The following is a 14,615-nucleotide window of genomic DNA, read 5'->3' on the forward strand; positions in this document are numbered from 1 at the left end:
AGCGAATAAGTCAAAGGCTCAAAAAAGAATATTTGTCTAGCATCTAATTAGATTATTAAAAATATGGAGAGTAGCATCAGAAAGATTTCGCTTAAAAACGAAAAATTACGAGAGAGTAATTTTGGTGGTATGTGGATTAGTAAGATGGCGAATAGGTGCGCTCGTTATGTGTCAATAAAAGTCCCTACAAACTGAAAAAAAAACAGTAAAATTTAGGTCATAAAATTGGGCAGTTTTTATCGATCGACCGTTGAAACCCTTATGGAAGCGTTGGTTTCTGACGGACGGTTCCTGCGGGAACCGTCCGCCAGAAACCAAGCGGGGAAAGGGATTGGAATTATGGGAGAGGTCTAAGGGATACATCTGTACTGTCTGCCTTCACATTCACCCGAACTGCAACCTGCCGAACGATTGTGGCCCTTGACCAATGAACCAATAGCCAATCGCTATTTTAGTAGTTTAGATGAGCTAGAAGCTGTTTTATACCAACGGTGTCAAAAACTCTTAGATCTCAAACAATTAATTTGCGGTTTGACTCATTTCCATTGGTGGCCGGAACCAAAAGCTTCATTAATGTAAGAGCGCGATCGCCTACTCGATTGTTTTGACCCACGACTATCGGTTGATCGCTAGGGAGTCAAGGCAGGAGCAGGAGGGTGACAATTAGCTCTCTGATTTGTCGAGCATTAATGTTAATTAGGGCTTGCTGAATAATCGATCGCAAACTAAGAACAGGAGCGATCGATATATTCAAGCCGAGTTAAAGATGAGTTTTTCCTGCCTCAATCTGAGCAAGTTATAAGCGCAGATTATATTAGAGCCAAAAATGGGCATTGTTTTCCACGAGCGGCATAAAAACACACAAAAAACCCGGCGCCACCAGGTAGAAAGGTTCATGACTAAAAAAGTGATAGCAATAGCTGTCTGTGAAGTATTATCAAGTTTTGCCATGATGCGATCGAGACTAAATCTGCGTTTACGCAAGCCCCAAACTTTCCCTCAATTGCATTTCTAATCCTCTCGTCTTCTAAGGCTTGCTTCTTTTTTTCTTTACTCACATTTGCTGGGGGTCTTCCTAGGGGTCGCCCACTGATTCTAATTCCTTTTTCTTTGCACCATGCTCGGTTTTCCCTGGTACGGTAAATGCGATCGGCATGAACTGATTCTGGATAGTATCCCGTGAACGTATGATATGCTTCTACTTGTGCTTTTAAGTCCCCTGATTCGTTAAAACTATCCCAGCTCATCCGGTCTAAAAATACATATCCCTCGAAACAACTGGCTGATATTTTGGCTCCAAACTCTACGCTTTTCCCTGCTTTTCCTCGCGACTATGGGACGAATATGGGGTTGGCTTAAACTTACTATTCTATCCTCAATACTCTGTTTATCGTTGTCAAATAACCACTGTTGTTGGCGAGCGACTTCTGTGAGGACTAGCAAGGTATTGGAGTTTAGACTAAGCACAAATTGACTCAGCTAACGCTGAGTGAAATTCTAGTGAATTTAGAAAGAGTTTTCTAAGGTTAAATTACGAATTTGGGAGAGTTTTGGAACCGACCTTTACCCTTTTTGACCACGGGATAGCGACATCTTTGAGCGCGCAGTTTACCGGATGACCATCCAGCCGATTTTCCTCGGGATTTGGGAGCAACAGCCGGACTCCCAATCCTAATTAAAAGTGGAAGCATTGATTGTGCAACCCTTCCAGGTGTCAATTCAGGGAGAGGCTTTTGCCAGGGTAGACGAATTTCCCTGACTAAATCTTGAGCTAACCATAATTGCCAAGTTAGCAATGGCATCAAATCACTCCATCGTTCACATTGTTCTGGAGTGCTTAGCTTCGGAATTGTCCAATGCAATGTTTGTTTCGCTAAGCGATACCAGTGTTCGATGGCAAAACGACGTAGATATAGTTGCCAAATTTCTGTAAGAGGTGGCATTTGAACACCAACCCAAACTAACCACAAAGGTTGAGTTTTTAATTGACCCGTTACAGTGTCTAAGCGTTCTACTAAAATCAGAGTCATCGGATGTTTGGGACTACCTCGGAAATGTAAGTTATCCCATGTTCTCAACCTGATTCGTCCGAGTTTCGGCTCAAGGGATTCCAGGGTTTGTTCTGGTTCCCACCAGCTTGAGGAGTCGTTAAGCTTAAACTGGTTTCCATGAATTTTTGGCCGTCCTCTACCACTATAGGCTGGGGGTGTTGACCATAAGCAACGATTGGAGCGAATACGCATTAGTTTATCAGCGGCGATCGCAGCAGTAGCTTTAACCAGAGGGGCGCACCCATACTCACTATCAAATAGGGCGATGGGTCTATTCTGAAGATATTCACAGACTTGTGCCAATTGTTCAGCGCCTTTACCGATTGGGTTGTCCCAACTGGTAATACGTTCGTGTCTTAATGGCAGCGCCCAACTCCCGCTAATCGTTGGTATCAGTGCGATCGTACTATATCCTTGACCGATACCAACAGGTATGCCGTGAGGTAAGGCTGTGGGTTGATGTTCATAGGTCCGTTCTTTGAGAGTAGGTGCATGGGGTCTCAACCATGCTGTATGATCGATCGCTAATACTGGACGTTCCACTTGTGACATCTGTTGGATATATAGTTGCATCAATTGGTCTCGGTCTGGTCTACAATCTTGCAGCGCTTCGTAGACGCTTGACCACTCACGCCGAAATAAGGGATTGAGGGCTAAATCTCCTAAACATGAGACGTGGCGAGTCGTCATTATCGCGTCTGCTAGTTCAAAGGTGGCGTCTTTGGCATTGCCGAGACATTCATAAGCTTGTTGACGAAATTCCCGTAATTGTTCAAACTTCATGGCAGGTAGATTTGAGATTTTTAGCTGAATTCTCAATCTTCTACCCTTACGCTGTCTGTTGAAACTATCGCAGACAGTTTTTTTTTGAGGTTGTCAGCCGAAGAGAACGTCAACGGTCGTCGGCATCTATGCTAGTGGTTGAGCCTCATAGCTCTTCACCAGCGACCATTGCCGTTCTTAAGTTGAAATCTAACCGTGCTTTAAGAGGTGCTTAGTCTAAACTCCAGCAAGGTATTATATTGCTTTTTATTCAGACCTTCTAGGCTCGCCCCTGAATCGATTAACTGTTCAATATGAGCTAGGTTTATTTTAATGTATTGAAGTTGTTTTTTAATTGCCTGTCTTTTTTTGTTGCGGGTGGGTCGTCTTTGTTTCGCTACTGCTAAGTAGTCTTTTCTTGCTAAATTACGGTAGGTTCTTGGTTTTTTATGGGTTTTTTCTTTGATTTGTTTATACAGGATGTCTATGATTTTTTCTGTATGAACTCTGGCTCCGTTTAATAATCCTAAGTCGGTCGGATAACTAATGTCGGCTGGGGCGCAGGTTGCATCTATGATTAGTTTACCGCGATTGGGTGACTCATTTGTGGCGTCCGAATCCTTTTTTTTTTTTGTTTGATTGGGGTGATGGAGCGCATTTTTTCGACCATGCGCTCGTTGACTTTATTAATCAGGTTCGGACTGATTCGTTGCCGAAAGTGTACTAATAGAGATGGGTCAAATGCGAGTTCATTGCTGTAGCTTGATTGACCGATGAAGTATTGTAGATAGGGGTTTTCGCGGATCTGTTCGACTCTTGGACGATCGCTAATTCCCAGTTTTTCTTTAATAATTAATGCCCCCAACGCCATCCGAAAGGATTTAGCTGGTGCGCCCTTGGAGGTGGGGAAGTTTTGGGCATATTCTGCTTCAAACTCTGACCACGGGATTAGTTGGGCCATTTTTACCCAACGGTTGTCTGCTGACAATTTTCCTCCGAAGGGCAGTTCAAACTCGGATGGGGGGTTAGGAGCCAGCTCAACTTTTCGGTACACGATCGTAGGTGGTGATGCACGGGTTTTGACTTATTTTACCTGTTTATCTTGCACTTTACTCTCGATCGCGCGCTCGAATAACCCAGGCTACATCAAGCGCGATCGCTTATTCAGCAAGCCCTAATTAACTGTCGACAGTATCGCGGTCAATCGACCGGACATGATATGAAAACGGTCGATGACAATTTTGGCATTTGGGAATACTTGTTTTATGACTTTTGGAAATCCTCCCCACATATCAATACTCACTTCCTCAACTTGTTCTCGAACCTCAAACGGTTGTTTTATCAGGACTTCAATTATATCTTGTTGACGGTGAGAGTCAATCATTTCAATCAAATTACCCCCCTCAATGTCACTAAGAACAGTTACTAAACTTTCTTTTCCTTGGCGCATACTTATCTCATCTATACTCACTCTCTTGGTTGACTCCCAACAGTTTTTTTTTGAGAGGAATAGACATGAGTAAAAATACTTTTAATTTTGTCATAACTCAATCCTTCTTCTCGTCCAATTTGTTCCATGCTCGACTGTTGAACACGTGCATAAATATTTTGTTCGTATCGTTGAGTATGCCGTCTTTTTTTATCCAAAAATTATAATTCTTCTGTACTAAGTAGCTAGACAAAATTAATTATAGCAATCCTAAATCATTATCATGATTGTGATACAATTATATGCAATACTCGATCGTGACCATAAAAAAATGAATAACTTACAACTGCAACAAAAAGATAGGCAAAAAGAAATAGATTGTTTAGAATCTTTCATTAAAAGCGATATAGATGCCAGAGAACTAAAACGAGCAATAGCTGTAAGGATGGCGCTCTCAGGTAATATCTACCATGAGATCAGCAAAATTTTAGGTGTAAGTAATTTTTTTATTGGTTATTGGAAAAAACAATTTAAAACCAAAGGCATCGCCGGAATCAAACTAGGACATAAAGGGTCAAAAGGGTATTTAACAGCTCTACAAAATACTGAAGTAATCGAGTGGTTAAGAAATAAAGAATATGGGAATTTAGATGAGCTAGTTACTTATTTAGAACAAGAATTTGGTGTGATATATAAATCAAAACAGAGTTACTATGAACTTTTTGACCGGGCGAAAATTAGTTGGAAAAAAACTCAAAAAATTAATCCTAAATTTGATAAAGAACTGGTAAAAAAAAAGACGGAAGAAATTAACGATATTTTATTTAAAAACAAGGCTGGTATAGAGTCTGGGGAAATAATAGTATTGTTTTTAGATGAATGTCATCTACTTCATGGTGATCTGACTGGTTATGTTTGGGGTCAATCCCAAATCCGAATTGAAGTCCCAATTACCAATGAAAAAGATAGACAAACTTATTTTGGCGCACTCAATTATCAAAGCAAAGAATTCCATGTTCAGAGCCATCCATCTGGTGATGGAAAATCAACAGTTAAATTCATAAAATACTTACAAGATAAATATAAAAATCGCAAGATTATCTTGATTTGGGATGGAGCTAGTTATCATAAATATGGAGAATTTAGAGACTTTTTATTAGAACTCAATGCTGCCAAAGAACCTGCTAATTGGTCAATTACTTGTATTTTATTTGCTCCCAATGCTCCCCAACAGAACCCCGTTGAAGATATTTGGTTACAAGCTAAAAACTTTTTAAGAAAGTATTGGTATTTATGTAGGTCTTTTAAGATTGTCAAGTTTCTGTTTGAGTTTTTTACTAACGAACATAAATTTGATTTCCCCAAAATACGTCAATATACTTACACACAGAAAATCATTTAGGATTGCTCTAGATATAGAAAATCATTTAGGATTGCTATACATAGTTTTCTCCAAATTCTTTCAGAATTTTTTCGACAGATCCAACGAAAGTTTCCCAACTTTTGTAAGCAGATATCTCAATCCATTCATACTTGATAAACCGCCATAGGATTTCAATTAAATTTAATTCAGGAGAGTAAGAAGGTAACTCAAAAAGAGTAATATTACGTTGTTTCCACTCTTCAAGTTTGTCAACAATAGCATCACTGGTATGAATAGAAGCTTGATCTGTGACAATCACTGTTGGCTTATGTACTGCGGCGAAAAAAGCATCAATACAGGCAATAACCACATCTGAATTAATACTTTGAGATTAAATATAACTTTCAAGATGGTTATTTCGATTCATAATTCCTAATACATTCATTCGCTGACTACGACGACTAGGAATTGTTAAATATTCTCCGATATTTTGCCAGCCATAGGGGACACAAGGAATCAAACAAAATCCCGTTTCATCCAAGTAATATAAATTAATTTTACCCTGAGCATCCAATTGCTTTAATTCTTCTAATTGCGCCTTTTTATCTTGATATTGCTGGGCTGGAGGCTTTCCGGCAACTCCTTTACGCATACGATGCCAACTCATCTTCAGCATTTTTAGTATTCTTTGAAGTGTTTTTATACTCGGACTTATGCCCCAGGCTTCTTGAACCTTTTGGCTAACATTTTTTAATTGCCTTGGTTCTTGTTTATTGGAGTTTAGACTAAGCAGGTCAAAAAGCGCGATCGCTGTGAGACTAGCGAACAGTTCTCAAAAACGGCCCTGGTCGCTGGCGACAAGCTATCAGACTCAACCCTAAGATAGATGCCAGCGACCGTTGACGTTCTCGGAGACTTGCAACAAGAGAAAAAAACTGTCTGCGATAGTTTCAACAGACAGCGTAAGGGTAGAAAATTGAGAATTCAGCAAAAAATCTCAAATCTACCTGCAATCTCTGTTTGAACAATTATACGAATTTCGTCAACAAGCTTATGAATGCCTTGGCAAGGCAAAAGATGCCACCTTTGAACTAGCAGACGCGGTAATGACGACGCGCCACGTCTCATGCGCGAGGAGATTTGGCTCTCAATCCCTTGTTTCGGCGTGAGTGGTCGAGCGCCTATGAAGCACTACAAGATTGTAGACCCGATCAAGAAAAATTGATGCAACTGTACATCCAACAGATGTCACAAGTAGAACGTCCAGTATTAGCGATCGATCATACGGCATGGTTGAGGCCTCATGCACCTACTCTCAAAGAGCGTACTTATGAACATCAACCGACAGCCTTGCCTCACGGCATACCTGTTGGTATCGGTCAGGGGTATAGTACGATCGCGTGGATACCTTCGACCATCGGCAGTTGGGCATTACCCTTAAGACACGAACGTATTACCAGTTGGGAAAATCCGATGGCTAAAGGCGCTGAACAATTGGCACAAGTGTGTGAATATCTTCAGAATCGACCCATAGCCCTATTTGATAGCGAGTATGGGTGTGCTCCTTTGATAAAAGCAACCGCTGCGATTGCCGCTGATAAGTAGTTAGACAGAATTAATTACACAAATACATAGTAAAATGATATTCCCGGCAAAATTATGAGTTAATTAGAATTTCATATGCTGTTTATCAGGGAAATAAATCCTCTTTCGTCTAAATTGCTCGACTCGAATTCATCGCCAAAGCCGACATCATCAGGTACGTCAGAGAGCACATTGCCTCATATTAGCTTCGCAAGGAGTAAAAAAAGGAGAGTTAATGAATATTTTTAGAATAAGTTATAAGACACTCTACAACTGGTTCAATCGGTGGGAATTAGAGGGAATAATAGGACTTTATAATAAACCAGGAAGAGGTGCTAAGGCACTCTTTAACTCTTCGCAGAAAGCCCAAATCAAAGACTGGGCCAAACAAGAACCAAGGCAATTAAAAAAGGTTAGCCAAAAAGTTCAAGAAGCCTGGGGGATAAGTCCGAGTATAAAAACAATTCAAAGAATACTAAAAATGCTGAAGATGAGTTGACATCGTATGCGTAAAGGAGTTGCTCAAAAGCCTCCAGCCCAAGAATATCAAGATAAAAAGGCGCAATTAGAAGAATTAAAACAATTGGATGATGAGGGTAAGATTGATTTATATTACTTGGATGAAACGGGATTTTGTATGATTCCTTGTGTCCCCTATGGCTGGCAGGATATCGGAGAATATTTAACAATTCCTAGTCGTCGTAGTCAGCGAATGAATGTACTAGGAATCATGAATCGAAATAACCATCTTGAAACTTATATTTCATCTCAAAGTATTAATTCAGATGTAGTTATTGCCTGTATTAATGCTTTTTTTCCCGCAGTACATAAGCCAACGGTAATTGTCACAGATCAAGCTTCTATTCATACCAGTGATGCTATTCTTGACAAACTTGAAGAGTGGAAACAACGTAATATTACTCTTTTTGAGTTGCCTTCTTACTCTCCTGAATTAAATTTAATTGAAATTAAATGGCGGTTTATTAAGTATGAATGGATTGAGATATCTGCTTACAAGAGTTGGGGAACTTTTGTTACATCTGTGGAAAAAATCCTGAAAGAATTTGGAGAAAACTATGTAATTAATTTTGTCTAGCTACTTAAACTAATGCGTATTCGTTCTAATCGTTGCTTGTGGTCAGCACCTCTATCTTATAGTGGTAGAGGAAGACCCAGAACTCATGGAAAGCAGTTTAAGCTTAACGACGCTCAAAGCTGGTGGGAACCAGAACAAACACTCTTTATCTCTTGAACCGAAACTCGGACGAATCAGATTGAGAAAATGGGATAACTTGCATTTTCGAGGCAGTCCCAAACATCCGATGACTCTGATTTTAGTAGAACGCTTAGAAGCTGTAACGGGTCAATTAAAAACTCAACCTTTGTGGTTAGTTTGGGTCGGCATCCAAATGCCATCTCTGGCAGAAATTTGGCAACTATATCTACGTCGTTTTGCCCTCGAACACTGGTATCGCTTAGCCAAACAAACCTTGCATTGGACTGTGCCGAAGCTGAGCACTCCCGAACAATGTCAACGATGGAGCGATTTGATGCCATTAGTGACCTGGCAACTATGGTTAGCTAAAGATTTAGTGAAAGAAACTCGTCTACCCTGGCAAAAGTCTCTCTCTGAATTGACCCCTGGAAGGGTTGCACAATCAATGCTTCCACTTTTGATCGGGATTGGGACTCCCACTGTTGCTCCCAAACGCCGAGGAAATTCAGATGGATGGCAACCAGGAAAAGCTCGCACTAAAAGATGTCGCTATCCTGTGGTCAAAAAGGGTAAAGGTCGGTTCCAAAAATCACCAAAATCCATTAGTTAACCTGGGAATATCTCTCTAAATTCACCACAATTTCTACTCAGCTAACCCTGAGTCAATTTGTGCTTAGTCTAAACTCCAATTGTTTAGCCCACTCTTTAATTTGGGCTTTTTGCGAAGAGTTAAATAGTGATTTAGCACCTCTTCCTGGTTTATTATAAAGTCCTATCATTCCTTCAGATTCCCAGCGATTGAACCAGTTATAGAGTGTCTTATAACTTATTTATTCTGAAAATATTCATTAACTCTACTTTTTTTACTCCTTGCGAAGCTAATATGAGGCAATGTGATCTTTGACGTACCTGATGATGTCGGCTTTGGCGATGAATTCGAGTCGAGCAATTTAGACGAAAGAGGATTTATTTCCCTGATAAACATCATATGAAACTGTAATTAACTCATAATTTGGCCTGGAATATTATTATAGTATGTATTTGTGTAATTAATTCTGTCTAACTACTTATAACGTTGACATTTAGGGCAGTAGAACTGCCGACGTGGCACTTTTAAATACACAGAACGACCAAAAACTGACAAATCTCTAGTTAATATATAGCCTTTCTCAGAAAGATGAGGTATCATGTTACTGACACTCACTCGTGAGGGTCAAACAGAGAAAAGCAGCTCAAATGAACTATAATTAAATGGTTCAGTAAAGCCTCGCGAAAGCGATACCACATATAATAGCATTTTTTTGACAGCACGCGATGCTTGCCTCACAACACGTTTACTTGTACCAAACTTCATACATTGTTAAAAATGAAAGCTTATTCGATTGATTTTAGGCAAAAAATCCTTGATACTTATCATGCTGAACCCATTTAACAAAAAGCAATAGCTAAGCGTTTTTCTGTAGCGTTGAGCTTTGTACAAAAATTGCTTAAACAATATCGTGAAACAAAAAACATTACTCCGAGAACTGACCGATGTGGAGTCAAAGGCAAACTGAATGCGGAGCAACTACTCATCTTGGCGGAATTGGTTGAAGCTTCGGATGATGCAACTCTTGAAGAACTCCGTTATTTACTTTATGGGAGAATTGGATTTTCTGTTAGTAGAGCAACAATAGGAAGAATGATAAAACTCTTAGACATTACTGTCAAAAAAAACTCTCTTCCCTTCAGGGAAAGGGACAGAGCGAGTTCAAATCCTGCGATGTGAGTTCTGGAAAACAATTAAAGAGATTAGTTTGAAAGACTTAATATTCATTGACGAATCGGGAGTTAATTTGGCAATGGTTAGGTTATATGCTAGGTATGCAAAAAGGTGAAAGAGCCAAGGGGCCAAAACCAACTAAACGTGGCAAAAATGTCTCAATAATTGGAGCAATGTCAGTCACTGAGATTTTGACATCGGTTAATCTAATAGGCGGAACTGATGCAATTACATTTGAAGCTTTTATTATCAGAAAACTTGTGCCAAAACTATGGAAAGGTGCTTGTGTAGTGATGGATAATTGTCCCATTCACTTGGGAGAAGAAGTGAAAAAAGCGACCGCAAAAAAAGGAGCACAATTAATATACTTATCACCTTATTCACCAGATTTTTCACCAATTGAAAATCTGTGGTCAAAACTTAAAATCATTCTCCGTTCTATCAAAACTACTAATTATCAAGAATTAGGAAAAGCCATAGAGTTTGCGTTGGGGCAAGTTACATCCTCAAATATTTTTAACTGGTTTACACACTGCTGTTATTGTACCTCATCTTTTTGAGAAAGGCTATAGGTCGATTCTGATGGAGTTCTTCTGTATAATTTTTACAGTGAGGACAAACTATTCCTGACGCTATAACACTCAGTCGAAAGTAAATTTTTCCCTCAATTTGAGTACAAGTTTCAACCTTGACTCCAGGCAAGTCTAATAAATAATCTAAATGAAACCTCATCACATTAATTGTATTGACTGATCTATTTTACACCATAAACTCAGGAGAGCCATCTACATGAACGTTTGATTGGTCTTGTGCCCATTCCCACAGCGCATTTATAGCTGGCTCTACCGCTGCTGCTACTCGTTGATTGGTTTTTTGGAGTGCTCCCACTCCAACTTCAATCGCCCCGAGTTCCCACAACAACTCCTGAAGCTTTGCGTAGGAAATATGCCCATAATTCCCCAGCCAGACTAATAATGCTTGAAGATTAACACTCAAGTCTTGACCTGGAAATATTCCCAAGGCTTGTTCTTCTCTAACTACTGCGCCACATTCGAGGCATTGACACGATTGTGTCTGATAGGTAGTCCTAAGCAGGAAAGGATAAGCAGACAGGAAGCGAGGCATTGTAGTAGTGAATGAATAACCAGATTGCTCCAATGTGGTTCTCTAGCTTCTTTGAGAATGACAAGGTTTTACGAACTAGACGTGACACGCGCTGACGTAAAGTGCAATTGAAGCGTTCAATATAGCTAGTTTTTCCTGTTTCTTTGCCCACTGCACAATGCCGTTTGCTGGGTAAGACCTCCGCATAGGCTGACCAGAAATCGCTGTAAATCACCGCACTGCAGGCGGTACACCGGGGGCAGTGACTGCCACAACCAAGAGTGCTGATTCTGCGCTACGATCGCCGATGTGAACTCCGACAATCTCACGGGTTTGAACATCAAGAGCGAGCCACACCCACTGCTTGTTGCCTTTGTCACCGACGAACGACCACAGTTCATCCATCTGCACCGTCAGACGGCGTTTCGGCTTTGGGCGCACCTGCACCTCCTTGTTGACCTGCTGGTATTTGGCGTTGACGTAGTGTTGCACCCACAGTTGTGAGATTCCCAAGGCACGGGCAATCCCGGCTAGCGACACCTTCTCCAGGAGCAATCGATCAACGATAGCTTTGGTTTCCTTGCTAATCATCCGCCACTGCGGATCTTCGACAAACTGCCGTCCACAATCTCGACATTTATAATTTTGCTTCTGATGCCGAGTTCGACCGTTTTTGATCACAGATTCAGACTGACAACTCGGACACAGAGGTAAAGCAGTAGACATAAAGACAAACTACGTTAGCATTACAACAGTTTTATTCTCTCACCCTTTCCTCTTTAGCACTACCCCCACAACAACTCCTGAAGCTTTGCGTAGGAAATATGCCCATAATTCCCCAGCCAGACTAATAATGCTTGGAGATTAACACTCAAGTCTTGGCCTGGAAATATTCCCAAGGCTTGTTCTTCTCTAACTACTGCGCCACATTCGAGGCATTGACACGATTGTGTCTGATATTCGACGACCTCGATTGGTTTGGCTACTAGACTTGCTACTTGCTGTCTATGGATGTTAATTACTTCAGTTAACTCTTGACTGCGACAATTAAGACATATCTCGGGTGAGCTAATTTCAGTTCTGTCTACTCGTCCAAACCCTTTTCGGGTTTTCCCCGTCAGGGCCTGGTTGTCCACCTGGTTTCTTGTTCTGGTCTGCTTCTGGTTTGACTACTGAAGTTTTTTTGACCTGAATCCTTACCTTACTTCTTCTGCGGGCACTTCGGATGAATCCCCCCCTGCAAACAAATGTAAGCAATTTGACTTTTATCTAAATTCTTAGCCTCCCCAAAATCAACTCCTAGGAATCGGCCCGATTTACTACCAGTCGGACTTTGAATAAATTGATCCGGAGCTGTTTTCCCCAGAAACACAGCGCCTTTAAAATTCGCTCCCGCTAAATTGGCGCCCCTAAAATCAACCGAACTCACCTCCGCATTCCGAAAATTCGCATCTTGCAACTGAGCATCTTTTAAATTCACGTTGGCGAGTTTAGTCGAAGTCAAATCGGCATTTTGTAAGTTAGCGCCGCTCAAATCAGCACCGGACAAATCAGCACCTTGCCATTCCGATTTAGACAAATTTGTCAAGGACAACTGAGCGCCTTGAGCCTTCACTTTGCCCAAACGCGCACCAGACAAATCCGCTTGCGACAAATTCGCGCTTCCTATATCTGCGCCGGTAAAACTTGCATTTTTTAACTGTGCTTCCTGCAAATTTGCTCCAATTAAAATAGCACTGCTAAAGTTAGCTGAATTCAAATTGGCGTTTGACAAATTAGCTTTGTTCATGACAGCGCGCACAAAAGTAGTCCGGTTCATTACAGCACTGTTCAAAGACGCCCCGACCAAATTTACTCCTTCCAAATTGGCGCCGCTCAAGTCAGAAATCCAATCGTCAAATGTACCCGGACGCCTGTCTTCGCCGGTGCCGTAAAAGCGAGCTCCCTGCAAGCTGGCATTGGTTAAATTGGCATTTCTCAACTCAATTCCCGACAAGTCAACTTTGTTTAATACTAAAGTAAACTGAGACGGGCCGGCAGGACTTTGAGCTAAATCCGTGCGGCTGAGATCGACACCGTTGAGCTGGCTGCTATACACTGTGAGAATTTTGCCGATCGCCCTTTGTACTGTTCGCTGGCGGGCGGCCGCTAACTCGCGTTCCGGGGCCTTGCCGCCAAAGCGCAGGGAATCTAGGTCGTTGCTGAGGGCTTGATTCAACCGCTGCAACTCAGGCAAAGCTTTCGTGCCGCTACTGACTAAAGCTTGCTGGATCGCGTCCAGCATGGCGCGGTTGTCTTCTTGAGCTAGTAAATCCGCTAGCAAAGGTACGGCGCGGGAGTCTTCCACCGCCCCCAAAGCTAAAATGGCCGATCGCCTGCCCGATGCCCCGCTAGCCGATGTGGGAGACAATTTGCTAACTAAAGCTACAAATAATTCGTCGTTCCGCTGCCGGGAATCCCGCATATTTGCTTGGCTTTGAGTGTATATAAGAGTGCCGACAAACAAAGTTAAAATCAATCCCGCGCTACCGATGGTAACTATCACTAAAGTTGTGCCCGGGTGTTGGCGCATCCAATTCCACAAACTGGCATTTACTTTCAGCCTGCTTTGCGGAGTCACAACCAAAGCCGCAATCTGGGCGTCTTCCTCAGTCCAATCTTGAGTCTTGACAGGATCGGCAGACAGTTGATTCGATCGAGCGTTGACAACCAAAGTATTCGCGAGGCGATCGTGGCCGGATTGCCGTTTGTAGCGCCACGCAAAAGCCCCGTCTGCGAGCATTGCCAAGCCGCTCAGCCCCCCTAAAATCAGCAAATCTGGAAACGCACCAGTCAAGCGCCAAATGCCGTAAGCGACGCCCAGAGGCACTCCCCAGCGCCCTAAACTTTCGCGAATTAGCACTTGCCCAAAACCCGGAGGAGTACCCGACGCTGTGACAACTTTGACCCCGAACCAGCGTTTGGGGATAGTTTGACCGGTTCTGGCGAGCAAAAACAGTTGCCACCCCGCTAAAACTGCCGGTGCCAGCAGTGCCGCTGACCAGAATAGATTAGTTAGGGGTGCGACTCTGGGGCTGCGATCGCGCACGGGTATGCCCAAGGTACGGGCGACGGTTTCGGATGCTGCTGCTACTGAGGAATTGAGCGGCACGGTTTGAGTTTGCTTGTTGACCAATGCCCCGATACTGAAGGGAACGAGGGCGCTGGCCGCAATTAACGAAATTTCCACTGCCCAAGCGCCGCACCTGCGAACCAGCAGTGGCACTTGCTTGGATTGTGTTTGCCAAGACGGATCGGGTTGATTGATGCCGCTGGGCGCGGTGGGGTTAGCCATATTTAGAAAT

General features: G+C 42.2%; 14 protein-coding genes and 7 pseudogenes. 6 read left to right on the plus strand and 15 right to left on the minus strand.

The window, feature by feature from the left end; translation table 11 throughout:
- Positions 1-354: 354 nt before the first annotated feature.
- A pseudogene (locus tag D0A37_RS07505) lies at positions 355-579 on the plus strand (IS630 family transposase); the annotation flags it as partial.
- 171 nt (positions 580-750) lie between these two features.
- Here D0A37_RS07505 and D0A37_RS29650 read toward each other — a convergent pair.
- The 6 genes and pseudogenes from D0A37_RS29650 to D0A37_RS29365 all read right to left on the minus strand — a co-directional run bounded on the left by D0A37_RS29650 (position 751) and on the right by D0A37_RS29365 (position 4,460).
- A complete protein-coding gene (locus D0A37_RS29650; RefSeq protein ID WP_508632741.1) occupies positions 751-951 on the minus strand; it encodes a hypothetical protein in 201 nt (66 codons plus the stop codon).
- Positions 900-1,247, minus strand: a complete 348-nt coding sequence (locus D0A37_RS29655; RefSeq protein WP_508632746.1) for a transposase — start codon at positions 1,245-1,247, stop codon at positions 900-902. The genes D0A37_RS29650 and D0A37_RS29655 overlap by 52 nt, the downstream gene beginning before the upstream one ends.
- A 279-nt stretch (positions 1,248-1,526) precedes the next feature.
- A complete protein-coding gene (locus tag D0A37_RS07515; protein ID WP_242716831.1) occupies positions 1,527-2,834 on the minus strand; it encodes an NF041680 family putative transposase in 1,308 nt (435 codons plus the stop codon).
- A gap of 224 nt (positions 2,835-3,058) precedes the next feature.
- Positions 3,059-3,867 (minus strand): annotated as a pseudogene (locus D0A37_RS07520) (transposase); the annotation flags it as partial.
- 120 nt (positions 3,868-3,987) lie between these two features.
- Positions 3,988-4,263, minus strand: coding sequence for a transposase (locus D0A37_RS07525; protein ID WP_242722923.1), 276 nt, complete (start codon positions 4,261-4,263; stop codon positions 3,988-3,990).
- 17 nt (positions 4,264-4,280) lie between these two features.
- A complete protein-coding gene (locus tag D0A37_RS29365; RefSeq protein WP_445242499.1) occupies positions 4,281-4,460 on the minus strand; it encodes a helix-turn-helix domain-containing protein in 180 nt (59 codons plus the stop codon).
- 113 nt (positions 4,461-4,573) lie between these two features.
- Here D0A37_RS29365 and D0A37_RS07530 point away from each other — a divergent pair, with 113 nt between their 5' ends.
- A complete protein-coding gene (locus D0A37_RS07530) occupies positions 4,574-5,644 on the plus strand; it encodes an IS630 family transposase (protein WP_242715580.1) in 1,071 nt (356 codons plus the stop codon).
- Between the two features lie 34 nt (positions 5,645-5,678).
- Here D0A37_RS07530 and D0A37_RS07535 read toward each other — a convergent pair whose 3' ends face one another.
- Both D0A37_RS07535 and D0A37_RS07540 read right to left on the minus strand, forming a co-directional pair.
- Entirely contained in the window at positions 5,679-5,975 is a 297-nt protein-coding gene (locus D0A37_RS07535) for a transposase (protein ID WP_242722925.1), read from the minus strand.
- A gap of 21 nt (positions 5,976-5,996) precedes the next feature.
- On the minus strand, positions 5,997-6,281 hold the full coding sequence (locus D0A37_RS07540) for a transposase (protein WP_242722927.1): 285 nt from the start codon (positions 6,279-6,281) through the stop codon (positions 5,997-5,999).
- A gap of 464 nt (positions 6,282-6,745) precedes the next feature.
- On the opposite strand from D0A37_RS07540, the gene D0A37_RS07545 reads away from it, so the two are divergent.
- The 3 genes and pseudogenes from D0A37_RS07545 to D0A37_RS07555 all read left to right on the plus strand — a co-directional run bounded on the left by D0A37_RS07545 (position 6,746) and on the right by D0A37_RS07555 (position 9,015).
- The gene (locus D0A37_RS07545) at positions 6,746-7,210 is read left to right on the plus strand and encodes a hypothetical protein (RefSeq protein WP_242722929.1); all 465 of its coding nucleotides are present in this window, start codon (positions 6,746-6,748) and stop codon (positions 7,208-7,210) included.
- A 75-nt stretch (positions 7,211-7,285) separates the two neighbouring features.
- Positions 7,286-8,285: pseudogene (locus D0A37_RS07550) on the plus strand (IS630 family transposase).
- Between the two features lie 61 nt (positions 8,286-8,346).
- Entirely contained in the window at positions 8,347-9,015 is a 669-nt protein-coding gene (locus tag D0A37_RS07555) for a hypothetical protein (protein ID WP_242722932.1), read from the plus strand.
- 52 nt (positions 9,016-9,067) lie between these two features.
- On the opposite strand, the gene D0A37_RS29370 is transcribed toward D0A37_RS07555, so the two are convergent.
- Complete coding sequence (locus D0A37_RS29370; RefSeq protein WP_445242542.1) at positions 9,068-9,235, minus strand: helix-turn-helix domain-containing protein; 168 nt, start codon at positions 9,233-9,235, stop codon at positions 9,068-9,070.
- A 239-nt stretch (positions 9,236-9,474) separates the two neighbouring features.
- Positions 9,475-9,564: pseudogene (locus D0A37_RS29375) on the minus strand (transposase family protein); the annotation flags it as partial.
- 207 nt (positions 9,565-9,771) lie between these two features.
- On the opposite strand from D0A37_RS29375, the pseudogene D0A37_RS07560 reads away from it, so the two are divergent.
- Positions 9,772-10,727: pseudogene (locus D0A37_RS07560) on the plus strand (IS630 family transposase).
- Between the two features lie 7 nt (positions 10,728-10,734).
- On the opposite strand, the pseudogene D0A37_RS29380 reads toward D0A37_RS07560, so the two are convergent.
- From D0A37_RS29380 to D0A37_RS07580, 5 genes and pseudogenes are all read right to left on the minus strand, one after another.
- Positions 10,735-10,899, minus strand: a pseudogene (locus D0A37_RS29380) (ISL3 family transposase); the annotation flags it as partial.
- Between the two features lie 27 nt (positions 10,900-10,926).
- The gene (locus D0A37_RS07565; RefSeq protein ID WP_242722935.1) at positions 10,927-11,292 is read right to left on the minus strand and encodes a hypothetical protein; all 366 of its coding nucleotides are present in this window, start codon (positions 11,290-11,292) and stop codon (positions 10,927-10,929) included.
- A pseudogene (locus D0A37_RS07570) lies at positions 11,255-11,997 on the minus strand (IS1 family transposase). The gene D0A37_RS07565 and the pseudogene D0A37_RS07570 overlap by 38 nt, the downstream one beginning before the upstream one ends.
- Positions 11,998-12,056: 59 nt before the next feature.
- Complete coding sequence (locus tag D0A37_RS07575) at positions 12,057-12,407, minus strand: hypothetical protein (protein WP_242722938.1); 351 nt, start codon at positions 12,405-12,407, stop codon at positions 12,057-12,059.
- Between the two features lie 65 nt (positions 12,408-12,472).
- Positions 12,473-14,605: a pentapeptide repeat-containing protein gene (locus D0A37_RS07580; protein WP_242722940.1), complete on the minus strand. Its 2,133-nt coding sequence runs from the start codon at positions 14,603-14,605 to the stop codon at positions 12,473-12,475.
- Positions 14,606-14,615: the final 10 nt, after the last annotated feature.

The sequence above is a fragment of the Microcoleus vaginatus HSN003 genome (assembly GCF_022701255.1).
GTDB lineage: Bacteria > Cyanobacteriota > Cyanobacteriia > Cyanobacteriales > Microcoleaceae > Microcoleus > Microcoleus vaginatus_B.

Coding starts and splice junctions, on each gene's coding strand:
- D0A37_RS07580 (WP_242722940.1), bottom strand. CDS start 14,605: ATGGCTAACCCCACCGCGCCCAGCGGCATCAATCAACCCGATCCGTCT.
- D0A37_RS07530 (WP_242715580.1), top strand. CDS start 4,574: ATGAATAACTTACAACTGCAACAAAAAGATAGGCAAAAAGAAATAGAT.
- D0A37_RS07525 (WP_242722923.1), bottom strand. CDS start 4,263: ATGCGCCAAGGAAAAGAAAGTTTAGTAACTGTTCTTAGTGACATTGAG.
- D0A37_RS29650 (WP_508632741.1), bottom strand. CDS start 951: ATGGCAAAACTTGATAATACTTCACAGACAGCTATTGCTATCACTTTT.
- D0A37_RS29655 (WP_508632746.1), bottom strand. CDS start 1,247: ATGAGCTGGGATAGTTTTAACGAATCAGGGGACTTAAAAGCACAAGTA.
- D0A37_RS07515 (WP_242716831.1), bottom strand. CDS start 2,834: ATGAAGTTTGAACAATTACGGGAATTTCGTCAACAAGCTTATGAATGT.
- D0A37_RS07540 (WP_242722927.1), bottom strand. CDS start 6,281: ATGCTGAAGATGAGTTGGCATCGTATGCGTAAAGGAGTTGCCGGAAAG.
- D0A37_RS07565 (WP_242722935.1), bottom strand. CDS start 11,292: ATGCCTCGCTTCCTGTCTGCTTATCCTTTCCTGCTTAGGACTACCTAT.